At 72.3% G+C, this 25,867-nt stretch carries 22 protein-coding genes and 2 pseudogenes; 10 read left to right on the plus strand and 14 right to left on the minus strand.

The window, feature by feature from the left end; translation table 11 throughout:
- Window positions 1–104 precede the first annotated feature (104 nt).
- On the minus strand, window positions 105–821 hold the full coding sequence (locus tag LIX60_RS09595) for a spermidine synthase (RefSeq protein ID WP_227958062.1): 717 nt from the start codon (window positions 819–821) through the stop codon (window positions 105–107).
- 187 nt (window positions 822–1,008) lie between these two features.
- On the minus strand, window positions 1,009–1,647 hold the full coding sequence (locus LIX60_RS09600; protein ID WP_227958063.1) for an ATP-binding protein: 639 nt from the start codon (window positions 1,645–1,647) through the stop codon (window positions 1,009–1,011).
- A gap of 184 nt (window positions 1,648–1,831) precedes the next feature.
- On the opposite strand from LIX60_RS09600, the gene LIX60_RS09605 reads away from it, so the two are divergent.
- Together LIX60_RS09605 and LIX60_RS09610 are read left to right on the plus strand one after the other, a co-directional pair.
- Window positions 1,832–2,704 carry a helix-turn-helix transcriptional regulator gene (locus tag LIX60_RS09605; protein ID WP_227958064.1) on the plus strand — a complete coding sequence of 291 codons (873 nt, stop codon included), beginning with the start codon at window positions 1,832–1,834 and terminating at the stop codon, window positions 2,702–2,704.
- Window positions 2,701–2,901 carry a DUF397 domain-containing protein gene (locus LIX60_RS09610; RefSeq protein WP_227958065.1) on the plus strand — a complete coding sequence of 67 codons (201 nt, stop codon included), beginning with the start codon at window positions 2,701–2,703 and terminating at the stop codon, window positions 2,899–2,901. Before LIX60_RS09605 ends, LIX60_RS09610 begins: the two co-directional genes overlap by 4 nt.
- 61 nt (window positions 2,902–2,962) lie before the next feature.
- On the opposite strand, the gene LIX60_RS09615 is transcribed toward LIX60_RS09610, so the two are convergent.
- The 3 genes and pseudogenes from LIX60_RS09615 to LIX60_RS09625 all read right to left on the minus strand — a co-directional run bounded on the left by LIX60_RS09615 (window position 2,963) and on the right by LIX60_RS09625 (window position 7,296).
- Window positions 2,963–3,988 (minus strand): DUF5954 family protein, encoded by a 1,026-nt coding sequence (locus tag LIX60_RS09615; RefSeq protein ID WP_227958066.1) that lies wholly within the window; start codon window positions 3,986–3,988, stop codon window positions 2,963–2,965.
- A 265-nt stretch (window positions 3,989–4,253) separates the two neighbouring features.
- Window positions 4,254–5,291: pseudogene (locus LIX60_RS09620) on the minus strand (endo-1,4-beta-xylanase); the annotation flags it as partial.
- A gap of 568 nt (window positions 5,292–5,859) precedes the next feature.
- The gene (locus LIX60_RS09625) at window positions 5,860–7,296 is read right to left on the minus strand and encodes an endo-1,4-beta-xylanase (protein WP_374117833.1); all 1,437 of its coding nucleotides are present in this window, start codon (window positions 7,294–7,296) and stop codon (window positions 5,860–5,862) included.
- 694 nt (window positions 7,297–7,990) lie between these two features.
- Between LIX60_RS09625 and LIX60_RS09630 the strand changes: the two genes are divergently transcribed.
- From LIX60_RS09630 to LIX60_RS09640, 3 genes are all read left to right on the plus strand, one after another.
- Window positions 7,991–8,350, plus strand: coding sequence for an SH3 domain-containing protein (locus tag LIX60_RS09630; RefSeq protein ID WP_227958067.1), 360 nt, complete (start codon window positions 7,991–7,993; stop codon window positions 8,348–8,350).
- A 238-nt stretch (window positions 8,351–8,588) separates the two neighbouring features.
- Complete coding sequence (locus tag LIX60_RS09635) at window positions 8,589–10,049, plus strand: FtsW/RodA/SpoVE family cell cycle protein (protein WP_227958068.1); 1,461 nt, start codon at window positions 8,589–8,591, stop codon at window positions 10,047–10,049.
- Window positions 10,046–11,503 carry a penicillin-binding protein 2 gene (locus LIX60_RS09640; RefSeq protein WP_227958069.1) on the plus strand — a complete coding sequence of 486 codons (1,458 nt, stop codon included), beginning with the start codon at window positions 10,046–10,048 and terminating at the stop codon, window positions 11,501–11,503. Before LIX60_RS09635 ends, LIX60_RS09640 begins: the two co-directional genes overlap by 4 nt.
- 48 nt (window positions 11,504–11,551) lie before the next feature.
- On the opposite strand, the gene LIX60_RS09645 is transcribed toward LIX60_RS09640, so the two are convergent.
- Together LIX60_RS09645 and LIX60_RS09650 are read right to left on the minus strand one after the other, a co-directional pair.
- Entirely contained in the window at window positions 11,552–11,755 is a 204-nt protein-coding gene (locus LIX60_RS09645) for a DUF397 domain-containing protein (RefSeq protein ID WP_227958070.1), read from the minus strand.
- Between the two features lie 9 nt (window positions 11,756–11,764).
- The gene (locus LIX60_RS09650; protein ID WP_227958071.1) at window positions 11,765–12,646 is read right to left on the minus strand and encodes a helix-turn-helix transcriptional regulator; all 882 of its coding nucleotides are present in this window, start codon (window positions 12,644–12,646) and stop codon (window positions 11,765–11,767) included.
- A 236-nt stretch (window positions 12,647–12,882) separates the two neighbouring features.
- Here LIX60_RS09650 and LIX60_RS09655 point away from each other — a divergent pair, with 236 nt between their 5' ends.
- Window positions 12,883–13,320 (plus strand): ATP-binding protein, encoded by a 438-nt coding sequence (locus LIX60_RS09655; protein WP_227958072.1) that lies wholly within the window; start codon window positions 12,883–12,885, stop codon window positions 13,318–13,320.
- A gap of 39 nt (window positions 13,321–13,359) precedes the next feature.
- Window positions 13,360–13,911, plus strand: a complete 552-nt coding sequence (locus LIX60_RS09660) for a DUF3291 domain-containing protein (protein WP_227958073.1) — start codon at window positions 13,360–13,362, stop codon at window positions 13,909–13,911.
- A gap of 145 nt (window positions 13,912–14,056) precedes the next feature.
- Here the strand turns inward: LIX60_RS09660 and LIX60_RS09665 are convergent, their stop codons facing one another.
- Window positions 14,057–14,983: an ADP-ribosylglycohydrolase family protein gene (locus LIX60_RS09665; RefSeq protein WP_227958074.1), complete on the minus strand. Its 927-nt coding sequence runs from the start codon at window positions 14,981–14,983 to the stop codon at window positions 14,057–14,059.
- A 233-nt stretch (window positions 14,984–15,216) separates the two neighbouring features.
- The gene (locus LIX60_RS09670; protein ID WP_227962692.1) at window positions 15,217–16,329 is read right to left on the minus strand and encodes a ferritin-like domain-containing protein; all 1,113 of its coding nucleotides are present in this window, start codon (window positions 16,327–16,329) and stop codon (window positions 15,217–15,219) included.
- A gap of 186 nt (window positions 16,330–16,515) precedes the next feature.
- On the opposite strand from LIX60_RS09670, the gene LIX60_RS09675 reads away from it, so the two are divergent.
- The 3 genes and pseudogenes from LIX60_RS09675 (at window position 16,516) to LIX60_RS09685 (ending at window position 18,798) form a co-directional block, all read left to right on the plus strand.
- Complete coding sequence (locus LIX60_RS09675) at window positions 16,516–17,445, plus strand: diiron oxygenase (protein ID WP_043459517.1); 930 nt, start codon at window positions 16,516–16,518, stop codon at window positions 17,443–17,445.
- Window positions 17,446–17,641: 196 nt separating this feature from the next.
- A pseudogene (locus tag LIX60_RS09680) lies at window positions 17,642–18,400 on the plus strand (TetR/AcrR family transcriptional regulator); the annotation flags it as partial.
- Window positions 18,401–18,522: 122 nt separating this feature from the next.
- Entirely contained in the window at window positions 18,523–18,798 is a 276-nt protein-coding gene (locus tag LIX60_RS09685) for a hypothetical protein (protein WP_227958076.1), read from the plus strand.
- A 169-nt stretch (window positions 18,799–18,967) separates the two neighbouring features.
- On the opposite strand, the gene LIX60_RS09690 is transcribed toward LIX60_RS09685, so the two are convergent.
- The 5 genes from LIX60_RS09690 to LIX60_RS31440 all read right to left on the minus strand — a co-directional run bounded on the left by LIX60_RS09690 (window position 18,968) and on the right by LIX60_RS31440 (window position 25,499).
- Entirely contained in the window at window positions 18,968–20,206 is a 1,239-nt protein-coding gene (locus LIX60_RS09690; RefSeq protein ID WP_227958077.1) for a styrene monooxygenase/indole monooxygenase family protein, read from the minus strand.
- A gap of 206 nt (window positions 20,207–20,412) precedes the next feature.
- A complete protein-coding gene (locus tag LIX60_RS09695; protein ID WP_227958078.1) occupies window positions 20,413–21,039 on the minus strand; it encodes an ATP/GTP-binding protein in 627 nt (208 codons plus the stop codon).
- A gap of 4 nt (window positions 21,040–21,043) precedes the next feature.
- Entirely contained in the window at window positions 21,044–21,460 is a 417-nt protein-coding gene (locus LIX60_RS09700) for a DUF742 domain-containing protein (protein WP_019710082.1), read from the minus strand.
- Entirely contained in the window at window positions 21,457–22,008 is a 552-nt protein-coding gene (locus LIX60_RS09705) for a roadblock/LC7 domain-containing protein (protein ID WP_227958079.1), read from the minus strand. The genes LIX60_RS09700 and LIX60_RS09705 overlap by 4 nt, the downstream gene beginning before the upstream one ends.
- A complete protein-coding gene (locus tag LIX60_RS31440; protein WP_265584824.1) occupies window positions 22,005–25,499 on the minus strand; it encodes a sensor histidine kinase in 3,495 nt (1,164 codons plus the stop codon). The genes LIX60_RS09705 and LIX60_RS31440 overlap by 4 nt, the downstream gene beginning before the upstream one ends.
- Window positions 25,500–25,867 lie beyond the last annotated feature (368 nt).

Below are 25,867 nucleotides of genomic sequence, written 5' to 3' on the forward strand. Positions count from 1 at the left end.
CATCTTTTCGCGGAGTGTTCACAGTTGGCGCCTCGCGGTGCGCTGGACGCAGCCCCCTCCGGGCGAGCCGGCCGGAGTGCCGCGGCTCCGGGTGCGGGCCGGGTTCACCGGGCCCGGGCGATGTAGATGGTGCAGGAGGCCGTGTTGCCCTGGAGGGGGTTGTCGAAAGTGACGATCCGCGCCTCGGTCTCCGGGAACACCTGCGCGAGCGCGGAGTTGAACTCCTCGCTCGGCGGATCGTTCGACCAGAGGGCGAAGATCCCGCCGGGCTGGAGGTGGCCCGCCAGGGCGCGCAGCCCCTCGGGCCGGTAGAAGCCTGCGTGGCTGGGGTGCAGCACGTGCTGCGGCGAGTGGTCGACGTCCAGGAGGACGGCGTGGAAGCGGCGGCCGGGCGCCTCGGGGTCGAACCCGCCGGAACCGGCCGCCTCGGCGAAGAAATCGCCCTGGACGAGACGGCAGCGGGGGTCCGCCGTCAGACGCGCGCCCAGCGGCACGAGCCCTCGCCGGTGCCACTCGACGACCTCACCCAGCGCCTCCACCACCAGCAGCGACCGGACGCGCTCGTCGTTGAGCGCCGCGTCGGCGGTGTAGCCGAGCCCGAGCCCGCCGACGACGACGTCCAGTTCGCCGCCCTCGCACTCCGCCAGGCCGAGGTCCGCGAGAGCGATCTCCCCCGCCGTGAACATGCTGGACATCAGCCACTCGTCGCCGAGCTTCACCTCGTACACGTCGGTGTCCGTGGGGAGATGGCGGCGGCGCCGCAGGCTGATCTCGCCCATGGGGGTGGGGCGCCAGTCGAGTTCCTGGAATCGCTTGCTCAAGGGGAATCGCTCTCTTGGTTCCGGGCCCGCGGCGGGGCCACTGGCGGTGTGCCGGTTCCGGCCCGGCTCCCGCTCCGGACGGGAATGGCTGCGGGTGGACGTGATCCTCCCCGATTCCCCCGGCCCGGCGCAGCCGACGGCCCCGGAATCGCCGAGGTCCGGGTCCGGGAACCTCACCCCTACCCCACTATCCCGGGGAGGGTGACGGGCCGTTGTCCTCATTCCGTACGGTCAGCGGCGTCGCAGCGGGCAGTCGCAGTGCCGGGCCCTGGTCCAGGGTCAGCACCACGGCGAGTCCGCCGGAGGCGTACGGCTCACCGCGGACAGCGCGGACGGTGCGCCAGCCGTCCCGCACCCGTACACACTGGCCGGCCCGGACGGTCACGGCCGCCACCTCGGCCCCGTCCCGGCGGGGCACGATGTCCGGCGCCTTGAGCTCGGCCCAGACCGTCTTGCCGATCCCCGCTTCGCGCTCCCGCACGCCCCAGCGGTGGGAGAGGGTCTCCACAAGCAGCAGGCCGCGCCCTCCGGGGTCGTCATCAGCCGGCTCCCGGACCTCGGGGATGCCCCTTCCGGCGTCGCTGACCTCCAGCCGCAGCAGCCCGTCCGCCTCCGCCCGCACGATCCGCACGCCGACCTGCCGGTCCCCGGGCACGGGCACGCGCAGCGCGTTGGTCACCAGCTCCGACAACACCAACTCGGCCGTCTCGGCCGCGTCCTGCCCGATCCCCCAGTCGGCCAGCACGGCGTGCAGCAGTGCGCGAGCCCTCGGGACGCTGCTGTCACGGCGGGAGAGCCGGAAGGCGAGTTCGTTCGGTACGGCCATGTCAGCTCCCTGGGGTCGGGCCTGCGGTCAAGAAATGGTGACCAAGCGAATGCGGATATTCACCGCGGGTAGAGAGTGGCGCGCCAATCCAAGTCGGCGCAACGTTGAAGGGCTAATCGATCCAAGATTCACTCGTCGGTGGGTTCTTCGTGCGGCCACACCGCCCTCCTGGTAGGGAGTGACCATGGCAAGCGTCAAACCGTCCACCGTGCTGGGTCGCCAACTCGGCGACGACCTGCGGCGTTTCCGCGAGCGCGCGGGCATGTCCACGGCCGATGCGGCCGAGGTCCTCGACTGCACCAAGGGAAAGATCAGCCGGATCGAGAACGGACATGTGCCCGTTCGACTGCCGGATCTGAACGCGCTCGTGCAGGCATACGGCGTCGAGGACCCTGCGGCGCGCGACCGCCTCGGAACTCTGGCCCGCAGGGCCAACCGCCGCCGCCGTGAGGGCTGGTGGCATCAGTACGGTTCCGTCCTCGGCGACGCCTACAGGGATCAGATCGAGATGGAGTCCATTTGCGACAGCATTCGGACCTACCAGGTGCAGCTGGTGCCCGGACTCCTGCAGACCGCCGAGTACGGCAGAGCGGTCACGGTGGCCTCACGGGCCTGGCAAACCCCCGAGGAGATCGACCAGTTCATTCAAGTCCGGCTCGCCAGACAGGAACGGCTCACTGGGGAGCAACCGTTGGAGTTCTGGGCGGTGCTCGCCGAAGGAGTCCTTCGCCAGCAGGTCGGCGGCACCGAGGTGATGCGTGCGCAACTGGAGCACATGATCGCCGTGGCGGAACGGCCCAACATCACCATCCAGGTGCTGCCGTTCTCACGCGGCGCGCACTCCGGTATGTTCGGCCCGTACCTGCTGATGAGCTTCCCCCAGGTGGCATCGCTCGACCTCGTTCTGACGGAGTCCCCCACCGGCAACATCTGGATGGAGGGAGAGTCCGAAGTCGCCTGCTGCCGCGCGCTCTTCGACGACGCACGCACAGCAGCGCTGCCGCCCACAGAATCGATCGCCTTCATCCAGCGCATCGCCGAGGAGCACACATCATGAACGAGGCTCACATATCCATCGTCGCGCCGGGACCCATGTGGCGCACGAGCAGCCACAGCGGCGGACAGGGCGACTGCGTGGAGGTCGCCGGCAACATCCCCGGCACCGTCCCCGTCCGCGACAGCAAGCGCCCCGGCGGCCCCGTGATCTGCTTCAGCCGCTCCGCCTGGAGCGCGTTCCTCGACCGGCTGCGCTGACAGCACCGGGCCGGCCGGCACCGGCGCCGCTTGCGCCGGTGCCGGCTTCCGGAAGAGCCTGTCAGTCCTCCTCGTCCTCCTCCCACAGGCCCTGTTCCTTGAGTTGCTGGACGTGGACCTTGATCGGTGGCTCCGGGTCCGGGTCGGAGGGGCGTGGGCTCTCGGGGCCGTCCGGGCCGACGCGGACCAGGCGTTCGACCCGGGCCACCCGGTAGCGCACGCCCGCCACCGTCACCTCGTTCAGGCGTTCGGAGGAGATGCGGTCGGCCGCGGCGGCGTACTCGGCGCGCAACTCCGGGGTCAGCTTGTGCAGTTGCGGGAAGAACGGGCCGCGCCAGTGGGTGGCCAGTCCGTCGCGGGCCGCCTGCGGGGTGGTCGACGTGCCGTCCGATTCGGGCCGCCAGTGGCCGTCGGAGTCCTCGGCGATCATGAAGGTCGGGGGGAGGAGCACGCCGCCGGGGTGCGTCCGCGCGGCGCGCAGGGAGTCGGCGCGGACGTCCGGCGGCACGGTGCCGGCCGCGCGGACCATGCCCAGCAGTTCGGTTTTGAGGATGCCCTCGGACATCCCGGTGGCGGTGGTCGTGTCGATCACGAAGCCGACGGACGGGTCCGGGATCTTGCCGGACTCGCCCGGCGCGGCCGGGTCCGGGTCGGAGGGCCGGGGCGGCTCGGGGCCGTCCGGGCCCATGCGGATGAACCGCTCCGCCCGGACGACGCGGTACCGGTGGCCGAGCACGGTCATGTCGTCGAGCGGTTCCCAGTCCAGGCGTTCCGCGGCCCGCAGGCACGCGTCGCGCGCTGCCGCGTCACCGGCTTCCTCCGCGTCCCGGGCCGTCAGCCGGAAGTGTGCTCCGAGGCCGTCGCGGGATCCCTGGGGTGCCGTGTCGCAGAAGTACGGGCGGAGTTCCCAGCCGCCCTCCTCGCGTTCCCGTGCGGTCCCGAACACCGGTGCGCCGGCCGAGCGGATCTCCGGGTACGTCTCTCGCGCCTCCCACGCCTCCAGGTCCGCCATGGCCGCGACGGGGCTCTCCAGTGCGGTCACGCGGACGGTTCGGTAGGCGGGGTTCTGCTCGTCATACTGAGTCACGGGCCCAGCATGGACGTGGCGCCGGGGGCCGGGTGCCGGATCGGGCGGCTATCCCCCGTACTGCTGGATTCTGTCGGATGCCTGTCCTAATCGGCGGCGCGGGCGGCTTGGTGCGTGCCTTCCTCGGAGGGGCCGTTCCGGCGCCGCCGGTACGCGGACGGCGCGGCGACCGTGGAGATCGCCGCGCCGTCGCGTCAGGCGCTCGCCGGTCCGGACGGCCGGGGCTGCCCGGTCCGTGCGGTCCGGCTGCCGGTCAGCCGGCGTTGAGTGCGTTGAGCACCGCGGTGTACGCCTGCTTCTTGTTGTAGTTGCGGTCGAACAGCAGCGGGGTGTCGTTGGAGCGCCAGGAGTAGTGGTCGGGGATGCCCCAGACGGTGATGCCGGTGCAGCGGGAGACGGCCAGGCAGGCCTGGGTCACGCCGCCGAACTGCTCGGCCTGGGAGCTGCCGGAGCCGGCGATGTCGAGTTCGGTGATCTGCACGTCCACACCCAGGTCCGCGAAGTTCTGCAGGGTGGTGTGGTAGTTGTTCGGCACCGGGTTGCCGCTGTTGAAGTGGGCCTGGAAGCCGACGCAGTCGATCGGTACGCCGCGGGACTTGAAGTCCTTGACCATGTTGTACACGGCCTGTGTCTTGGCGTGGCTCCAGTTGTCGGTGTTGTAGTCGTTGTAGCAGAGCTTGGCGTTGGGGTCGGCCTCGCGGGCCATGCGGAAGGCCTCTTCGATGTAGCCGTTGCCCAGCCGCTGCTGGAAGACGGAGTTGCGCCGGGCGCCGCTGTTGCCGTCCTGGAACGCCTCGTTCACCACGTCCCAGGAGTGGATCTGGCCCTTGTAGTGGCCCATCACCTGGTTGATGTGGTTCCGCATCGCGCTGCGCACCTGGTCCGCGCTGCCGAGGTTGCTCACCCAGCCGGGGAGCTGGGAGTGCCACACCAGCGTGTGACCGCGGACCGCCATGCCCTGCTGCCGGGCATGGTTGAAGATCCGGTCGGCGTTGCCGAAGTTGAAGTTGTTCTGGGACGGCTCCAGCGCGTCCCACTTCATCTCGTTCTCGGCGGTGACGCTGTTGAACTCCCGGTTCAGCGTCTGCACGTACTGGGATTCGCCGAGGTGGTTGGCGGCTACCGCGGCGCCGAAGTAGCGCCCCTTCTCGGCCGCCGCGGCGCCCAGGGTGTCGGCGGCGTGAGCGGTGCCGGACAGGCCGACGACGCCGGTCGAGGCCAGGACGGCGGCCAGGCCGAGGACGAGCGTCTTCCGGGTGCCCGGTTTGCGGCGCTGCCGCCGGGCTGACGTCATGCTGATCATTGCTGCCCCTTCTTCCGGGGACCGGACGGAGGTGGGGGACCCGTCCGGACTTGGTGGGTGTGAACGGTGTGATGCCGTGCCCCCACGTACCGCCGCGGCCGACGGTGGGGTGTCGGTGCCGCGGGCGGCGATCGTTCCGGAGTATGGCCGGATCGGTGAGGGGGTGTCAACGCTTCTTTCCGGAAGTTTTTCGGCCCCGAAACACGGCGGCAACGTCAATACCCCTCTCTGAACTGGAGTTACGCAGCCGCGTTCGACGGGTCGTTAGTTTTGGACCTTTGAGGGGGCAGAAAATTATCGGTGCCTTCCGTTAAACGGCAGTACCCGGTGGGCCGGTTGCGACCGCCTGCCGGATGGTGCCGGTCCCGCGCAGTCTTCACCCGGCGGCCCCCCGGCGCCCCGACAGCAAAAAGCTCCACCCGGCCCTCCGGGACGTTTCCGGAGAGCCGGGCGGAGCTGCCAACTGCGGGTGTGCCCGGACGGGGGAGCGACGGCGGCCCGCAGCGCGGCGGACCCGGCCGGCCGGACGGTCAGGTGACCGGCCGGCCGGGCCGTCGGTGCGGGCCGGTCAGCCGGCCGTACAGCCGCCGATCCGCGGTTGCGACCAGTTGCCGTTGGCCATCACCGTGAAGCCGAAACTCGTCGATGCTCCGGACGACAGCGTGCCGTTGCCGTTCGGTTTCATCGTCATGACGTTGCCGCCACCGCTCCAACTGGGGTTGCCATTCCAGGTGGTGGAGATCTTCTGCGGCGAGGTCACGGTCACGTTGACCGTCCAGTCGCTGATCGAGCCACCGTTGGCGGTGATCGTCACCTGGCCGTTGAAGCGGTCGCCCCAGCGGTTGGTCTCGGAGTACGTCGCGGTGCAGGTGGCCCCGGTGTTACCGCCACCGTCGTCGCCACCACCATCGTCACCACCGCCGTCGTCACCGCCGCCGTCGTCACCGCCACCATCGCCGGCGGCGTTGAGTGCGTCGAGGACCGCGGTGTACGCCTGCTTCTTGTTGTAGTTGCGGTCGAACAGCAGCGGGGTGTCACTGGAGCGCCAGGAGTAGTGGTCGGGGATGCCCCAGACGGTGATGCCGGTGCAGCGGGAGACGGCCAGGCAGGCCTGGGTCACGCCGCCGAACTGCTCGGCCTGGGAGCTGCCGGAGCCGGCGATGTCCAGCTCGGTGATCTGCACGTCCACACCCAGGTCCGCGAAGTTCTGCAGCGTGGTGTGGTAGTTGTTCGGCACCGGATTGCCGCTGTTGAAGTGCGCCTGGAAGCCCACGCAGTCGATCGGCACGCCGCGGGACTTGAAGTCCCTGACCATGTTGTACACGGCCTGCGTCTTGGCGTGGCTCCAGTTGTCGGTGTTGTAGTCGTTGTAGCAGAGCTTGGCGTTGGGGTCGGCCTCGCGGGCCATCCGGAACGCCTCTTCGATGAAGCCGTTGCCCAGCCGCTGCTGGAACACCGAGTTGCGCCGGGCGCCGCTGTTGCCGTCCTCAAACGCCTCGTTCACCACGTCCCAGGAGTGAATCTGGCCCTTGTAGTGGCCCATCACCTGGTTGATGTGGTTCCGCATCGCGCTGCGCACCTGGTCCGCGCTGCCGAGGTTCTTCACCCAGTCGGGGAGCTGGGAGTGCCACACCAGCGTGTGACCGCGGACCGCCATGCCCTGCTGCCGGGCATGGTTGAAGATCCGGTCGGCATTACCGAAGTTGAAGTTGTTCTGGGACGGCTCCAGCGCGTCCCACTTCATCTCGTTCTCCGCGGTGACGCTGTTGAACTCCCGGTTCAGCGTCTGCACGTACTGGGAGTCACCGAGGTGGTTGGCGGCCACCGCGGCACCGAAGTACCGGCCGCTCCCGGCCGCCGCGGCGCCCAGGGTGTCCGCGGCATGAGCCGTACCGGACATCGCGACGACACCGGTCGACGCCAGGACGGCGGCCGCACCGTAGACGAACACCTGGCGGACGTACCGCCGCGGGCTTCTTCGTCCGCTTAACGATTTGCTGATCATTACTGCCCCTTCTGCCGGGGACCGGACGGAGGTGGAGGAACCGTCCGGGCATGGTGGGTGCGATCGGCCCGCGAGCCGGGACGCCGGACAGTGGGGGGAGGTGAACGGCGGTTCCGTGCGTGCGGTAGTTCGATCGATCCGGAGTATGACGCCCGTCAGAACGCAGCGTCAACGCTTGTTTCCGGAAGTTTTTCAACGGCGAAACACCTTCGTCACGGCCGTCTGACCGGGATTCACCTGCGCCAACGTCTCGGCGGGAGGCGGCTGCCGGTCCGGAAATACGCACCGTTCAACAAAGTTTCCAGAGCCTTCCGATAACCGGAGCGCCGCATCCGGACGGGCCCAACGGCTCGCCGGGGCGCCGCCGGAATCTCCCGGCCCCCACCTGGGCATCCCTTGATCGACACCCCCTCACCCCCACGGCGGACACCGGGGACGGTTTCCGGAAACTCAGCCGGCCCCCTCCACGCCCGCGCCGGTGACGATCCCCGCCGCGGGCCCCCACGCCCCGACGGCGGCCCCCTTCGCGTGCTCGCCGGAGCGTGACCGGTTGCGAGCCCAGGGTGTCCGATTTAGCGTCATTCATGCCGGTTGATCACGGCCAATGCCGTCCGTGAAACCAGCCGGCCCCCGGAAATACCAACGCCCCGCTCCCACCGGGACAGGGCCCTCCCCTCCACAGGAGGCATCGCAGATGCTGCAGTCCAAGTTCCGCAAGATCGCGGTCGGCGTCGCCACCGGCGCCATCGCCACCCTCGCCGCCGCCGGCCCCGCCGCCGCGGCCACTGCCGCTCCGACCGGCGGTGGCTACCACCACCACTTCTACAAGGGCAAGGTCATCGCCCACTCCGGCCTGCTGCTCCGCACCGCACCCAACAAGGGCGGCCACGTCGTCGGCTCCAAGCCGTACGGCGCCATCGTGAAGATCAAGTGCAAGGTCCGCGGCCAGAACATCGACGGCAACAACCGCTGGTACGTGCTGAAGAACGGCCACTACGCGTTCGCGTCGGCCCGCTACATCAAGAACATCGGCCCGGCCCCGCGCTGGTGCTGACCGCGCGCCGGTCCTGACGGACCGGCCGCCCGGATGACGTCGCACCCCCCGCACGCCTCGCGCGCGGGGGGCGTGGCGCTGCGCACGGCAGCCGCGCACGCCGGGGTGCGCCGCACCCGGCCGGGTGTACCGGGACGGAGGGGCGGGTAGGACGGCGTACGGCGTCAACCCCCGCACCCCTCAGCACATCTGATGACATAACAGACATAACACCGGCGAGTTTGTTACGTTCTCTGTCATGGCCGCATCGACAGCGGGTCCCCCCTCGGACCGTCCGGGCTCGCACCCGGACGGCCCCCCCGAAGCGCTCCCGCCCCCGGTGCGGCTCCCCCGGCGCCGCGGTACGGAGCTGGTCCTGCTCGCCGGTGCCGTCCTGATCTCCGTCTACGGCTACATCGAGGTCGGCCTGGCCACCGACGGCACCGTGCCGGCCGGCGCCGCGGGCTACGGGGCGGGCCTCGGGCTCCTCGCTCTCCTCGCCCACGCCGCCGTACGCCTGCGCGCCCCGTACGCCGATCCCCTGCTGCTGCCCATCGCCGTCCTGCTCAACGGCCTGGGCCTGGTGATGATCTACCGGCTCGATCTCGCCACCCCCGCCGACGAGGCCGCCCCCACCCAGCTCATCTGGTCCGCGCTCGGTGTCGGCTTCTTCATCGCCGTCGTCCTGTTCCTCCGCGACCACCGGGTGCTGCAGCGCTACGCCTATCTGAGCGTCGCCGCCGCGCTGGTCCTGCTGATCGTCCCGATCTTCTTCCCCGCGATCAACGGCGCCAAGATCTGGATCCGGGTGGCCGGTCTCTCGTTCCAGCCCGGCGAGTTCGCCAAGATCCTGCTCGCCGTCTTCTTCGCCTCCTATCTGGCGGTCAACCGGCACGCCCTGGCGTACACCGGCCGCCGGATCTGGAAGTTCCAGTTCCCCACCGGGCGGGTGCTCGGCCCGATCCTCACCATCTGGCTGGCCAGCGTCGGCGTCCTCGTCCTGGAACGCGACCTCGGCACCTCGCTGCTCTTCTTCGGCCTCTTCGTGGTGCTGCTGTACGTGGCCACCGGCCGCACCGGCTGGATCGCCGTCGGGCTGCTGCTGGCCGCCGCGGGCGCCGTCACCGTCGGCTCCCTGGAACCCCACGTCCACAGCCGGGTCCAGGACTGGCTGCATCCCTTCGCCTCCATCGACGCGGGCGAGGGCGCGAGCCAACTGGCGCAGACCTACTTCGCCTTCGCCTCCGGCGGAGTCCTCGGCACCGGACTCGGCCAGGGGGACTCCGTCCTCATCGGCTTCGCCGCGAAATCGGACTTCATCCTGGCCACCGCGGGCGAGGAACTGGGGCTGACCGGGCTCTTCGCGATCTTCCTGCTGTACACCCTGCTGGTGGAACGGGGGCTGCGGGCGGGCCTCGCCCAGCGCAACCCCTTCGGGCGGCTGCTGGCCGTCGGCCTGGCCTCGATCGTCGCGCTCCAGGTCTTCGTCATCGCGGGCGGGGTGATGGGCCTGATCCCGCTCACCGGGATGGCGATGCCGTTCCTCGCGCAGGGCGGCTCCTCCGTCGTCACCAACTGGATCATCGTGGCCCTGCTGATCCGGATGAGCGACACGGCCCGCCGTCCGGCGCCGGTACCGGCCGCCCCGGAGGACCCCGGCGCAGCCGGGGGCCAGGCCGGTCCCGGCTCGCCCGGCGATCCCGGGGAGGCGAGGCCGTGATCCGCCAGATCCGCCATCTGTCCGCCTTCTTCCTGCTCCTCCTGGTGGCCCTGCTGCTCAACGCCTCCCGCATCCAGGTGATCGACGCCGAGGAGTACGAGGACAACCAGGCCAACCGCCGCAAGAACATCACCCGTTACAGCGCCCCGCGCGGCGACATCCTCGTCGACGGCGAGCCCGTCACCGGCTCCCGCGACACCGGCGAGCGGCTGCGCTACGAACGCACATACGTCAACGGGCCGCTGTACGCGCCGGTCACCGGTTACGCCTCGCAGATCTACGGCACCACGCTCCTGGAGGACGCCGAGGACGACATCCTCTCCGGCGCCGACCCCCGGCTCTCCCTCTTCCCGCTCTGGCACGCCCTGACCCGCGAGCGCGAACCCGCCGGCGACGTCCACACCACCATCGACCCGGCTGTCCAGCGCGCCGCCGCCGACGGCCTGGGCGGCGCACGCGGCGCGGTGGTCGCCCTGGAACCGGACACCGGCAAGATCCTCGCCCTCGTCAGCAGCCCGAGCTACGACCCCGAACAGATCTCCGGGAACGGGGACGCCGCCGTCGACGCCTGGCAGCGGCTGACCGGCGCCGAGAACCAGCCGATGCTCAACCGGGCACTCCGCCAGACCTATCCGCCCGGCTCCGTCTTCAAGGTGGTGACGGCGGCGGCCGCCCTGGAGCAGGGCGTGGTGACCGATGTGGACGAGCCGACGGACACCCCCGCGCCGTACACCCTGCCCGGCACCCGGACGGATCTGACCAACGAGGCGCGGGGCTGCGAGGACGCCGACCTGCGCCACGCCATGGAGGTCTCCTGCAACACCGTCTTCGCCAAACTCGGTGTGGAGGTCGGGCTCGACGGCATGGTGGACACGGCCGAGAAGTTCGGCTTCAACGACGACGGTCTGCGGGTGCCCTCCCGGGTCGCCGCGTCCGTCTTCGACACCGACATGAACGACGCCCAGCTCGCCCTGTCGTCGATCGGCCAGTACAACACCGCCGCCACACCGCTCCAGATGGCGATGGTCGCCTCGGCCGTCGCCGACGACGGCAGGCTGCGCAAGCCGTACCTGGTCGACAGGATCAGCGATTCCGAGGGCGACACCGTGGCCGTCACCCGCCCCCGCACCTACGAGCGCACGATGGACTCCGGCACGGCGGAGGTCCTGCGCGAACTGATGCGCGACGTGGTCGAGAACGGCACGGGCACCAACGCGGCCCTCCCCGGCGCGGAGGTCGGCGGCAAGACCGGCACCGCGCAGCACGGCGTGGGCAACGAGGGCATCCCGTATGCCTGGTTCATCTCCTGGGCACAGAAGGACGGGGCCGACGAGCCCGGTGTCGCGGTCGCGGTGGTCGTCGAGGACGCGGCGGCCGACCGCGCCGACATCAGCGGCGGCGGCAACGCGGCCCCGATCGCCCGCCAGGTGATGCGGGCGGCACTGGGGCTCTGAGGCGCGGGGGCCCTGTGGGGCACCGAGGCTCCGGGCTCCGGTGCGCCCTCAGCGCCGGCAGGCGTGGTCGTACTCGCCGGCCTTCACGGCCCGTGTGAAGGCCGACCATATGCCGGGGAGGACGGTCAGCACGGTGTCCGGCTCGTCGCTCTCCCGAAGGTGAACCAGGCGCCGGGGGGTACCGGCTACCTCGATGCATTCGTTACTGCTCGACGAGCTGTACGACGACTTGCTCCAGCGGAGGTGCGACATGCAATCTCCCTACAGCTCGTACATGAGGTGCTGGATTAACCCCAGGGAATCCCGGACCTCATGCGTTTCCGGGGCGGCCTCGGGGTCCACAGAGGGCAGGGCGAGCGCACTCAGCCTTTCGAACATCTTGCCGTACTCGGCGATACGCCCGCTATCCCCGTCAAAGGCTGATTCGACAGGCCGATCGAGATAGACGGTGTCCAACTCGGGCGCCGGGCCACTGAGGAGGATGAAGGGTCCGGCGAAGGCCGAATGAGCGCCTGCCGTGAACGGAAAGACCTGCACGGTGACGTGAGGAAGTCGCGCTACCTCGATGACACGCAGCAACTGTCTGCGCATCACCCTCGCTGATCCGATGCGGAGTCTGAGAGCGGACTCCGACAGGATGACGTGGTACGGGACGGGATTCTCTCTGGTCAGCACCCTTTGACGGTCGAGCCGGAACTGCACCGAACGCTCGACGGTCTCGTCTCCGGTGGGCAGCGTCTCGATGATCGCTTCCGCGTATTCCCTGGTCTGCAGCATTCCGGGCACGAGCGCCGGGTCGTGCACGCGGATACCTGCGGCCCGTTCCTCAGCTTCTGCCAAGTCCAGCAGAGAACGGCACATCTCACGGTCATACTCGTTCCACCAGCCCTTGCCGCGGTCGTGGGCCATGTCCATCAGCCCGTCGAACAATGGCCCTTCCGAACAGCCGTAGGAGCGCAGCAGCCGGTAGAGACCGTTGCGCGGGACGTCCATCCGGCCCGCCTCGATGTGGCTGATCCGGGTGCGGTCGGCGTCGAGCAGCGCTCCGGCAGCGTCGCCGGACAGCCCGGCGCGCTTCCTCAGCTTGCGGAGTTCGGCGCCGAGCCGGCGCTGCCGCTCGCTGGGGCTGGTCCTCGCTGCCATCTGGTCCTCCCTCGGCGATCCCGCGCAGTGTGACCGTCTGTGGCGAACAGCGTCCACTGATCACCGGAGGTTCCACCCATGCGAGTGGAATAGGGCGTTCACGGTTGTAACTAACTCATGCGTGACCATAGCTTCGGCCACCCAAGAGCCCACCAACGGGCGGAAGTGCACCGGAAACCAGACCAGTTGAACCGGCATCGCCACCGCCCCATCGGGCACCCCGCCAGGAGGCCGCCATGTTCGCCACCCGCTCCCCCGACTGTTCCCTCGTCTTCCCGCCCGATCCCGTGTGGGTCCGCGCCGCGCGGGAGGCCGTGCGAACGCTGCTGGCAGCCGCCGGTCGTCACGACCTGGTCGATGCCGCCCTGCTCTTCACCTCCGAGGTGGTGACGAATTCCGTCAACGCCTGCCGCAGCAAGGGGTGCACGTCCCCGGTGACCGTCTTCGCCGAGTGGCTCGGGCACTCCCCCGGCCGTCTGCGGGTGCTCGTACACGACGAGGCACCGGGGCTACCCGTCCGCCGCACCCCGCACCCCGACGAGGAGTCCGGCCGGGGCCTGGCGCTCATTTCCGCCGGAGCCGACGCATGGGGCGTGTGCCGGCACGGGCCCGGAGAGGGCAAGGCGACCTGGTTCGAGCTGGGTGTTGGCCGGTCCGGCGGCGGCCGGTGGTAACCCGGTGCGCGGCCAGGCCGTGGGCGCTACCGTGCGGCCATGACTGACGCAGCCGCACCGTTCGAGCTCGCCCAGATCAATATCGCCCGGCTTCTCGCCCCGCTCGATTCACCGCAGTTGCAGGACTTCGTTGACGGGCTCGACCCCGTCAACGCCACCGCGGACGCCTCCGAGGGCTTCCGCTGGCGGCTCCAGAGCGACAGCGGCAACGCCACCGACGTGCCGGTCCTCGGGGACGACTGGCTGATCGTGAACCTGACCGTGTGGCGCGACCTCGACTCCCTCACCCGCTTCATGTACGACGGCCTCCACCGCGACCTGATGCGCCGCCGCCGGGAGTGGTTCGAGCGGCTGGCGGAGGCGGTGACCGCCCTGTGGTGGGTCCCCGCCGGGCACCGGCCGTCCGTCGCCGAGGCCGAGGAGCGGCTGACGCATCTGCGCCGCCACGGGCCCACGCCCTACGCGTTCGGGCTGCGGAGCGCCTTCCCGCCCGGGCCCGCGAGCCCCGTGCCGGGTACCGCGGAGGCCACGGCGGCCGACCTGGCGCGCGCCCGCGAGGCGAACGCCGGTGACGTCTGCACCGTCGGCTGACGCGCGGGCGGCAGTCCGGCCAGCCCCGGTCCGGCGGGCGTCGGTCCGGCGGGCGTCGGTCCGGCGGGCGTCGGTCCGGCCGGTCCCGTTCCCGCGGGCGCCGGGCCCTCGCCGGATGCCGGCCCGGCCCCCCGGGAGCGGGGGGTCAGGCCGCGAAGGGTGTGGGCAGGGGTTCCGCGCGCTCCAGCCAGACGTCCGGGACGTCGGCGATGCCCGTCCGGCCGCCGACGACGCCGCCCGCGATGGCGCAGGTCGTGTCGATGTCGCCCAGGCCCGCCGCGGTGGTCCACAGCGCCTCGGTGAGGTCGTCCAGGTGTCCGGCCGCGCACCACAGGGCGTACGGCACGGTGTCGTCGGCGCGGATGCGGTAGCCGCTGCCCAGGGCGGCCGCCGCCGCTGCCGGTTCGGTGCCCGGGGGCAGTCCGGCCGCCAGCAGCACGCCGTCGCGTACCGCGCCCTCGGGGGTGTGGTCCGCCACCCCGGCCAACAGCTCGGCGGGGGCCGGGGGTTCCTCCGTCCGGTCGGCGGCGAGGGCGGCCGCGACGGCGACGGCCACCGCGCCCGCGATGCCCTCCGGGTGCGCGTGGGTGACCTGCGCCGACAGCACGGCCTGCGCGGCGGCGCGCTCCGGGTCGCCCGCGAACCAGGCGCCGAGGGGTGCGACGCGCATGGCGGCGCCGTTGCCGAGGCTCCCCTGGCCGCCGAAGAGGCCGTCCGCGTCCTCGCGCCAGCGGTCCGGCCGCCGGGCGAGCAGCGGCAGCAGTTCGTGCATGCCGCTGCCGTAGCCGCGGGCGGGCTCGGCGAGGAAGCGTTCGCCGAACTCCCGGGCCAGGTACTCCTGCCGCACCTCGCCGTGGCGGTCGAGGACGGCGAAGAGCGCCAGGGCCATGGCGGTGTCGTCCGTCCAGTGCCAGAGGGGCGCTTCGGGGGTCCGCCGCTCCCTGATGGCCTCGCCGACGGTTCCCCGCTCGGCGGCGAGCGGGAACCAGCGTTCGCCGAAGGCGTCGCCGAGGGCCAGGGCGCGGAGGCTGTCGTGGGCGGCGGCGCGGCTGCCGGGACGGATCGCTGTCATGGGTCCATGCTGTCAGCCGCGCGGCGCCGTGGCATGTGGTGTGCACGCACCGCCGCACCGCCATACGCGCCACCGTACGCACCGCGCTGTAGGCGGGCACCGCGCTGTGGGCACCGAGCCGTACGCACCGCGCACCCGGTGCCCGTTCCCGCCGGGCGGGCGCGCGGGACGGTCCGCCCGGACGCCGGCTGCGGGCTGCGGGCCCCCGGGCCGGGCCCCCGGCTCCGCCTCCGTCAGCTCTCGGCCGTCGCGCCCTCGGCGATCGCCTCGGTGACCTCCGCCGTGCGGGCGGCCTCCTCGGCCGCGAAGCGTTCGGCGTCCAGTTGCTCGGCCAGCTCCTCGTCCTGGGCCATCAGCAGATCGAGGTTGGAGTCGCCGAGCTCGAAGACGCCCAGGTCGAGGTAGGCGCGCTGGAGTCGTTCGCCCCACAGGCCGATGTCCTTGACGCACGGCACGATCCGGCTGAACAGCAGCTTCCGGAAGAGGTGCAGGAACTCCGACTGCTCGGTGTACTCCGCCGCCTCCGCCGCCGGGATGCCGAAGTTCTCCAGCACCTCGGTGCCGCGCAGCCGGTCGCGCATGAGGTAGCAGCCCTCGATGACGAACTCCTCGCGCTCGCGGAGTTCGGCGTCGGTGAGCTGCCGGTAGTAGTCGCGCAGCGCCATCCGCCCGAAGGCCACGTGCCGGGCCTCGTCCTGCATGACGTAGGCGAGGATCTGCTTCGGGAGCGGTTTGTCGGTGGTGTCGCGGATCATGCCGAACGCGGCCAGGGCCAGGCCCTCGATCAGGACCTGCATCCCGAGGTAGGGCATGTCCCAGCGGGAGTCGCGCAGGGTGTCGCCCAGCAGGGCCTGGAGGTTGTCGTTGATCGGGTAGAGCATCCCGATCTTCTCGTGGAGGAAGCGGCCGTAGATCTCGGCGTGCCGGGCCTCGTCCATGGTCTGGGTCGCGGAGTAGAACTTGGCGTCCAGGTCGGGGACGGACTCCACGATGCGGGCGGCGCAGATCATGGCGCCCTGCTCGCCGTGGAGGAACTGGCTGAACTGCCAGGAGCTGTAGTGCCGCCGCAGCTCGCCCTTGTCGCGCTCGGTCATCCGGCTCCAGTGCCGGGTGCCGTGCAGGGCGAGGGCCTCGTCGGGGGTGCCGAGCGGGTCGTAGGGGTCCACCTCCAGGTCCCAGTCGATGCGGCGGACCGAGTCCCACTGCTTGTCCTTGCCCTTCTGGTACAGGGCGAGCAGCCGGTCGCGCCCGTCGTCGTAGTCCCAGCTGAAGCGGGCGGCGCCGGAGGCCGGCACCTGCCAGTCGGGGGTTCCCGGGTCTTTCGCGTAGAGATCGTGCGTCGTCATCGACGCCTCCTCGGCCTCGGCCTCGCGGACTCCCGTGGAGAGCGGGATGGTTGGCAGGCTCACACGGCCTCCGCGGCGGGGTCAACCGGGCTTCAACAAGTCTTCGCCAGGGGATTGACGTTCTTGCTGACACGCAGTCTCATAAAGGGGTACCGCGGGTAACCCACAAGCGAGGTGGCCGACAGCATGACGATCACAACCGGGGCAGCGGCGCGGCGGGATGCTCTCGGCCTGCTCAAGGACCGGGAGAAAGTCGCCCTGCGCCTGCTCGACTCCTCCGCCAAGCACTCCTTCGACCCGGACGCCGAACTGGACTGGGACGCCCCCTTCGAGGAGGGCCGCTGGTTCTGGCCGCCGGAGCTGGTCTCCCTCTACGACACCCCGCTCTGGAAGACCATGTCCGAGGAGCAGCGCATCGAGCTCTCCAAGCACGAGTCCTCGGCCCTGGCCTCGCTCGGCATCTGGTTCGAGATCATCCTCATGCAGCTGCTCTGCCGGCACATCTACGACAAGTCGCCGACCAGCTCGCACGTGCGCTACGCGCTCACCGAGATCGAGGACGAGTGCCGGCACTCCAAGATGTTCGCCCGGCTGATCCAGCGGAACGACACCCCCGTGTACCCGGTGTCGCGGGTCCACCAGAACCTCGGCCGGCTGTTCAAGACGGTCTCCACCACGCCGGGGTCCTTCACCGCCACGCTGCTCGGCGAGGAGATCCTCGACTGGATGCAGCGGCTGACCTTCCCGGACGAGCGCATCCAGCCGCTGGTGCGCGGCGTCACGCGCATCCATGTGGTGGAGGAGGCCCGGCATGTGCGGTACGCCCGGGAGGAGCTGCGCCACCAGATGGTGAGCGCGCCGCGCTGGAGCCGTGAGTTCACCCGGCTGACCTCGGGCGAGTTCGCCCGCGTCTTCTCCAAGGCCTTCATCAACCCCGAGGTCTACACGAACGTGGGCCTCGACAAGCGGGAGGCGGTCGCCCAGGTCGCGGCCAGCGGACACCGGCGCGAGGTCATGCAGACCGGGGCCAAGAAGCTGACGGACTTCCTGGACGACATCGGCGTGCTGCGCGGGGCGGGACGCCGGATGTGGAAGAGCTCGGGGCTGCTGGCCTGAGACGGTCGCCCTGTCCGCCCCCGTCCGCCCCGTCCGCCCCGGTCGCCCCGGCCCGGCGGAGGGGCGGAGGGGCGGGGCCGCACGGACAACGGGCAGGTCCGGCACGGGACCGGACGGGGCCCGGACGAGGCCCGGACGAGGCCCGGACGGGGCCCGCCCCGAGCCGCCGCCCCGCCGGGCCGGTTACCCTGCGGGCATGAACGGCAGCGGCACCGCCCCGAGAGCAACGTCCGGCCGCCGGTCCGGCCCCGGCGCCGCGTACCGGCGGCTCACCGTCGAGCAGCGGCGCCGCCAGCTGCTGGACGCGGCGCTCGCGCTCTTCGCCGACCGGGCGCCGGAAGAGGTCTCGCTGGACGACGTGGCCCACGCCGCCGAGGTGTCGCGCCCGCTGGTCTACCGCTACTTCCCGGGCGGCAAGCCGCAGTTGTACGAGGCGGCGCTGCGCAGCGCCGCCGACCGCATGGAGCGGTGCTTCGCCGAACCCCAGACCGGTCCGATGACCCGGCGGCTGGGGCGCGCCCTCGACCGCTACCTTTCGTTCGTCGACGAGTACGACGCCGGCTTCAGCGCGCTGCTCCAGGGCGGCAGCGTCGCCGAGACCTCGCGCACCTCGGCCATCGTGGACGAGGTGCGGCGGGCCGCCGCCGAGCAGATCCTCGTCCATCTCGGCGTCTCCCGGCCCGGGCTGCGGCTGCGCACCGCCGTCCGCACCTGGATCGCGGCGGTCGAGGCCGCCTCACTGATCTGGCTGGACGAGGAGAAGCGGCCGCCCGCCGCCGAACTGCGCGACTGGCTCCTCGACCACTTCCTCGCCCTCCTCACCGCCACCGCGGCACACGACGCGCAGACGGCGGGCGTGCTCAGGGAGGCGCTGGCGGCGGAGCGGGCGGACGGGCCCGTGGGCGCTCTCGTCCGGCGGCTGCTGCCGCTGGCGGCGGAAGCGGGGCATCTGCTGGACGCCGCGGGTGCCGGGGAATCCGGGGACGCCGGGGCTCCCGGGGCTCCCAACGCTTCCTGGCCCGCCGAGGCCAACGGGTCTCCGCCGGAGGGCGGCCGCGGCGCGGGGGAGGACGCCTCGTGAGGAGCGAGGAGACCCCCTTCGTGGGCGGGCCGCTGGACGGCCGGGTCCTGCCGGTGCTGACGGGGGCGACCGGAAAGCCGCCGAAGGTCTACGAGGTCCCGGTGCCGGAACCGGACGGCGGCGCGCCCGTGGTCCACGTCTACCGGCGCGAGATCCGCGGCCACAGCAAGCGGCTCGGGCTGCCGCTGGGCTGGAAGTACGTCTACGACCCGGAGGGCCGGCGCACCACGGGCCCGAACTGGCCCTGGACCCGGCGGAGCCCCGGCGCCTGAACCGGCGGCACGCCCGGCGGCACCGGCCCCGACGGCCGGCCGGGTACCGACGGGGACCACGGACCGGCCACCCGGTCTCCCGCCACCGGTCGCGTGCGGTCCGACCGCCGGCCGGCGGGGCCGGGCACGGGCCCGAACCGGCGGCGGCCGGCCCGGGCCCGGGACGGGCCTAGCGCGCGCCCGCCGCCTCGGCGAGGTAGCCCTCCGTCTTCGCCGGCTCGTAGAAGAAGTTCTCCAGGTCGGCCGGGTTGTCGAAGGCGTTGGCGAAGCGGTCGGCGACCGGCTGGAGCTGCCCGCCCGCGCCGATCAGATTGAGGACGTGCTCCGGCGGCGGCGCCAGCATCGCGTTCGTCCACTTGACGACGTGCCGGGCGGTCTCCCAGTAGCGGTCGAAGGCGGACTGCATCCACGCGGCGTCGAACGGCTGGTCGCCCCGCTCCAGGATGCTCGCCAGATACGAGGCGGCGCACTTGGACGCCGAGTTGGAGCCCTGGCCGGTCAGCGGGTCGTTGGCGACGACGACGTCCGCGACGCCCAGCACCAGCCCGCCCGAGGGCAGCCGGCCGACGGGGTTGCGCACGGTCGGGGCGTAGCGGCCGGCGAGGGTGCCGCCCGCGTCGGTCAGCTCCACCTTGCCCGCGCGGTCGTACTCCCAGGGCAGGAACCGCTTCATCAGGTCCAGGGTGGTGTCCAGGTGCTCGCCCGGGTCCTTGATGGAGTCGAAGACGTCCAGCGGGCCGCCGGGGATGCCCTCCCAGAAGAGGATGTCGGCCCGGCCGGAGAGGGTGTAGGTCGGCATGACGAACATCTCGCCGACGCCCGGCACGAGGTTGCAGCGGACGGCGTCGTAGTCCGGGTGCTCGGGGCGCGGGCCGAGCCCGTGCACGTAGGCCACGGCCAGGGCGCGCTGCGGCTTGTCGTACGGGGAGCGGGAGGCGTCCCGGCCGAACATGGAGACGAGTTCGCCCTTGCCGGTCGAGACGAGCACCAGGTCGTAGGAGCGGGAGAAGTAGTCGAGGTCGGAGACGGCGGCGCCGTGGATGACGAGCTGCCCGCCGCGCTGCGCGAAGGTCTCCATCCAGCCGGCCATCTTCACCCGCTGGTCGACGGACTGGGCGTAGCCCTCCAGCTTGCCCACCCAGTCGATGGGGCGGCTGCCGTCGGGGCCGGCGACGGAGACGCCGAGTCCCTCGATGCGCGGGGCCTGGCTCTCCCAGAAGTTGATCCCGAGGTCCCGCTCGTGCTGCAGGGCGGTGTGGAACATGCACTGGGTGGACATGACCCGGCCGGAGCGGATCTCGTCCGCCGTGCGGTTCGACATCAGGGTGACCTCGTAGCCGTGCTGCTGCAGGCCGAGGGCGAGTTGGAGACCGGACTGGCCGGCTCCGACGACGAGGATCTTCCGCATGGCGGTGGGCTCTCTTTCACACGGTGAGGAACACGGGCGGAACCGCGGAACGGCAGGGGCGCCGGGACACCCGCCGGGGCGCTCGGAGCGGGGCGCCGGAGGCCCGGGGTACCGCGTCCCCCGGGTGCCGGAGCACTGCGGGATCCGCGGACACCGGGGCTCTGAGCAGCACAACTGCCCGTTCCGGGCTCGGAGGTGAGGCTATGTCACTCGGGTGTCACGTCAAGGGCGTGGGCCACGAGGGCGAGCAGGGACCGGATCACGGTCGTCCGCTCGCGCGCGTCCATGATCTCGACCGGGACGTGGTCCGGCACGGACAGCGCCTCGCGCACATCCTCCACCGCGTAGGACTCGGTGCCCTCGAAGTGGTTGACGGCCACGACGTGCGGCAGCCCGCAGCTCTCGAAGTAGTCGAGCGCCGGGAAGCAGTCCTCCAGCCGCCGGGTGTCGGCCATGACGACCGCGCCGATCGCGCCGCGCACCAGGTCGTCCCACATGAACCAGAAACGCTTCTGGCCGGGGGTGCCGAAGAGGTAGAGGACCAGCCCGGCGTCGAGGGTGATCCGGCCGAAGTCCATGGCGACGGTCGTCGTGGTCTTGTCCGGGGTCGCCGCGATGTCGTCGACGTCCTCGCTGGCCTGCGTCATCACCGCCTCGGTGGTGAGGGGGGTGATCTCGGAGACCGAGCCGACGAAGGTGGTCTTGCCGACGCCGAAACCGCCCGCCACCACGATCTTGGTGGAGAGGGGGGCGCGGCTGCGGTCGGTCTGCCAGCTCTGGACGTTCTCGTCCGCGACGGGCGGCGCCGCGGTCGTCGGTCCCGCGGGGGTCATGGTGTCAGAGCCTGCGAAGTCCACTCAGGACCCTTTCGAGCAGTGCGCGGTCGGGGCGGCCGGTCTCGGTGCCGGCGCCGTTCGCGTACACGCGGATCTTTCCCTGGTCGGCCAAGTCGCTGAGCAGTACACGCACCACGCCGAGCGGGATGCGGAGCAGTGCGGAGATCTCCGCGACGGAGCGCATCTTCCGGCAGAGCTCGACGATGGCCCGCATCTCGGGCATCACGCGGTCGGCCCAGTTGCCGGCCGTCAGCTCCGGGCGGTCCTCCGGAGCCTCGATGGCGGCGACGAAGGTCTCCACGAGCAGGACGTGCCCGAAGCGGGTCCGGCCGCCGGTCAGCGAGTACGGGCGTACCCGGGCGGGTTTGCGTTGCTGGCCGCGGTCCGCGGTGCGGACCGGGAGGCGGGGGGCTGTCACGTGCGGCTCTCCAGGGACTGGCGCAGTTCGTTGCGGAGTTCGGGGGTGAGGACGTGTCCGGCCCGGCCGACGAAGAGGGCCATGTGGTACGCCACCACGCTCATGTCGCAGTCGGGGGTCGCGTGCGCCCCGAGCAGCGAGCCATCGCTGATTGACATGACGAAGACGCTGCCCTCGTCCATCGCGATCATCGTCTGCTTCACCGGACCGGCGTCCATGAGCTTGGAGGCGCCGTGGGTCAGCGCCCCGACGCCGGAGACGATGGTGGCGAGGTCGGCGCTGGAGCCCTTGGGGCCGCTGCCGTCGTCGGCCGCGGCGGTCGTGCCGCCCCCGCCCCCGTTCCCGTTCCCGGCGGCGTCTCCCGGCAGCACGCCCATGCCCGGGTCGGAGCTGAGGAGCAGCAGGCCGTCGGAGGAGACCACGGCCACCGAGTGGACGCCGGGCACCTCCTCGACCAGGTTCGTCAGCAGCCAGTGCAGATTGCGGGCCTCACTGCTGAGGCCCTGCGAACCGTGCGGCTCCGAGCCCGCCTTCGTGTACGCGTTCAACCGCGTGCCTCCTCGACTGTGCCACCGTCGTCCGGGGCCCCCGTGCGGTGCTCACCGGTCTTCTCGGCGATCTCCGCGTCGGCGTCGCGCCGACCGTGCTGTGCCCCCTGCTGGAAGCCGCCGAGCTTGCGGCGCAGGGCCTCCGCGTCCACGCCTCTCGCCCGCGCCCGCACCGGGCCGGTCTGCGCCGCCACGGTCTTGGGCGTCCGCTTGGGGAGGCCCTTGTCCGTCAGCCGCTTGGCCGGGGCGGCCGGGCTCCCGGTGCCGGGGGCCGGGTCCGCCGCCGGGCTTCCGGGGGCGGCGGGGGCGGTGGCGCCGGGGGCGGCGGCGCCCGGGGCGTCCGTGTCCTGCCCGGTCGGGCCGGTTCCGGTCCCGGTGGTGTGCGTGCCGTCCGGGGTGTGCGCGCCGTCCGGGGTGTGCGGGGCCTCGGCCGGTCCGGTGCCCGGACGGGGCAGCGGCGGGGGCAGCCGGAAGGACTGGGTCGGCTCGTCGATGCCGGCGAACTCGGCGTCGTCCGAGGCCCGCGCGTGCTGCTCCTCGCCGGACCCGGTGCGCCGGATGCCGTACGGGTCGTCGTCGGCGGCCGGGGAGTCACCGGCGCCGGTGGCGGGCGTGGCGGTGGGCTCCGGGGCGGCCGGTGCGGTGCCCGGCGCGGCCGTCCCGCCGGGGGTGTCCGCAGCCGTCCCGTGGGGTGCCGTGAGGGAGCCGTCGGAGGTCCCCGCGAGGCTGCCCCCGGGGCTTCCGGCTTCCGCCTCCGCCGCCCGCAGGGCCTCCTCGGCGGCCGCGACCAGGGGGTCGTGCTCCGCGCTCCGGGCCAGTCCGGCGTGCGCGCCGAGGTCGTCCGGGGTTCCGGCGCCGGGGGCGTCCGCGCCCGCCGGTACGGAACCGGGGGCGGGCTCGGGGCCGGACTCCTCCGCGGGGGCACGGTCCGCGGCCGGCTCACCGGCCTGGGCGCGGTCCGCCTCTCCGGTGCCGGTGGCGGCCGGGACGGGAGCGGGGGCGGGGTCCGGAGCGGGGGCGGGGTCCGGGGCTCCGGCTCCGTCGGAGGCGAGGCCCGCGAGCGGTGTCGCGCCGGAGTCCGGGGCCCCAACGGGCTCACCCGGCGCGGGGCTTGACGCAGCGGGGGTCCCGGTGGGAGCGGCCGGGGCCGACCCGGCGGGCTCGGCCGGCCCCGCGGACTCGGCGGACTCGGCGGACTCGGCGGACTCGGCGGCGGCAACGGGGACGTCCGCCCGGGAGCTCCCGGCGGGTTCCGCGGCGCCGGGGTGCGTGCCCGGTCCGGCGGCAGCGCCGGCGGCACCCGCCGTTCCGTCCACCGCGCCACCGGCCGTCCCGGTGTCCACGGCGGCCGCTCCGGCCCCGGGCTCCGCCGCGTCCCCGCGCCGGGGCAGGGAACCGCCGCGGCGGGGCGGCAGGGCGTTCGAGTTGGCCTCGGCCACCGAGCCGGGCAGCGAGACGCCGGTGGCCCTGGTCCCACCGGACTGGACGTGGGACGGCTCGGGCCGGGTCGGCAGGAGGGAGGTCGGCAGCACGACGACGGCCGTCACCCCGCCCTGCGCCTGGTCGCGCAGTTCGACGCGGATGCCGTGGCGCGCCGCGAGCCGCGCGACCACGTACAGGCCGAGGCCGAGGGCGTCCTCGTCGGCGCCGGCGGCCTCGCCGTCGGGGTCGGCGAGCCGGGCGTTGACCTCGGCCAGCCGCTCCTCGGTCATGCCGATGCCCCGGTCCTCGACGGAGAGCATCACCTCGCCGTTCTCCAGCTGCCAGCCGGAGAGCTCGACGTCGTCCTCCGGCGGGGAGAACGCCGCGGCGTTCTCCAGGAGTTCGGCGACGAGGTGGCTGAGCGCGTCGGCGGCGAACCCGGCGACCCGGGCGTGCGGGGGGAGCGACTGGATGCGGACCCGCTCATAGCGCTCGATCTCGCTGACCGAGGCGCGCAGCACGTCGAGCAGGGGCACGGAGGCGCTGTGCGTGGTGGTGTGCTCGGCGCCGGAGAGGACCAGCAGGTTCTCGCTGTGCCGCCGCATCCGGGTGGCGAGGTGGTCGAGCTTGTAGAGGGCGTCGAGGTGCTCGGGCTCGTTCGCCCGCTCCTCCAGCCCCTCGATCAGGCCGAGCTGGCGTTCGACGAGACCCAGGGTGCGCAGCGACAGATTGACGAAGCTGCTGTGCACGCGGTCCTGGAGGCCGGTCAGCCGCTCGGCGAGATCGCTCTTCTGCCGGGCCAGCTCGTCGCGCTTGTCGGCGAGCTTCTGCCGCTCGCGGATCAGGCCACCGCGCTCGGCGCGGAGCTTCTCCAGCTCCCGGTGGAAGCCCTCCGCCTTGGCACGGAGCTCGTTGACGGCGCCCACGGCCTCGGCGTACTCGTCGTTGCGGCCGGTGAACTTGACCGGCTCCTCGCCGACCGGGTCGGCGGCGACGCGCCGGGCGCCGAGCCGCAGCACGGCCAGCGGCCGGGTCATGGAGCGGGCCGCGGACATGCCGGAGCCGACGGCGACCAGCACGCAGAGGGCGAGCAGCCCGACGGCCAGCTCCAGGGAGCGCACGTCGTCGTCGCGGAGGGCGGCGAGCCGGGCGGACTCCTCGGTGGTGAGAGCCGACTCGGCGGCGCGCATCAGGTCGATCCGGCCGGACAGGGCGGCGTCCACGCGCTTCTGGTTCAGGGCCAGTTCGGCCGGGGAGAGCTGCGGCTGGTCGGTGAGGACCTTGAGGTAGCGCTCGGCCCGGCCCGCCTCGTCGCCGTTGACGGTGCCGTCGTAACTGTCCTTGGCGGCGGCCGGGGCCGTCTGCCGGAAGTCCGCGACCGCCGCCAACTCCTGGACGCGGGTGCGCTGCGCGGTGGCGGTCAGCTCGCCCTCGCCGCCCGCGGCCAGGGCGCCGAGCAGCAGGGTGCGGGTGGCGGCGGCCTGCTCGACGGCCCGGCCCAGCCCGGAGAGCGCGTCGGCGGGGCCGTCGGCGGCGCGCGGCGGGATGCGCCGGGCGAGGTCGGCGGAGACGCCGTGCAGCGCCTGCACCAGCTGGGTGTAGCGGGCGAAGGTCTCGGAGGCCGGGCCGGAGCCGGTGAGCGCCGACTGCCGGATGTCGGGGAGTTCCGCGAGCCGGCGGTCCAGGGCGCCCGGGGCGTTCTCCCGGATCTCCTCCATCCGGCGGTCGACGCTCGCGCGCCGCTTCTCCGAGATCCCGGTGGCGCTGCCGGAACCGGCGGCGCGGCCCGCGGCGACGAAGCGCGTCATGGTGTCGCGCTCGTCGGCCAGCGAGTGGGCCAGCACGACGGCCTGCGCGTTCAGCTCGGAGAGCGTGACCAGGCGCTGGGAGTCGTTGAGGTCGGAGGAGGCGGCGATGACGGCGGGGGCGCCGGCACCGGCGACGGCCGCGGCGACCACGGCCACCGAGACCACGAGCCGGTTGCGGACCTTGGTGGTGCGCTTCCCGGGCGGTGCGGACGCCGACCCCGCGGTCTGTGCCGACTCACGTTCCTTGCCCCGAGGCCGCATTCTTCGCACCGGTGCTCGCAATCTTGTCTCGTCTCCGCAGGGCCGAGGCGCCGGCGACCGCTCGCATTCCTCGTGCCCCTGGAGCGCGGAGCGCCGACGGGCGTTCTCCCCGTACCGGCAACGGAATTCGACGATTCCACCGCCGGTGTGAATGGGGCCGCCCATCACCCGCCTGGCCACCCGAACGAGTGAACATCAATCCGGAGTTGGCGAACAACCCCGGCGCGGGCCTCCGGCGCCGCCGCGGGGGGCGCCGGTTGGAAATCGCCAGCCGGTGCTGGCAAGATGCGCGCCCGCACATTCCACCGGCCGGTGAATACGGGGGAATTCCGGCACCTCGGCCGTTTCCCGCCCGCCGCGCCGGCTGT

Origin of the sequence: Streptomyces sp. S07_1.15, assembly GCF_020739505.1 — a bacterium.
Classification (GTDB): Bacteria; Actinomycetota; Actinomycetes; order Streptomycetales; family Streptomycetaceae; genus Streptomyces; species Streptomyces xinghaiensis.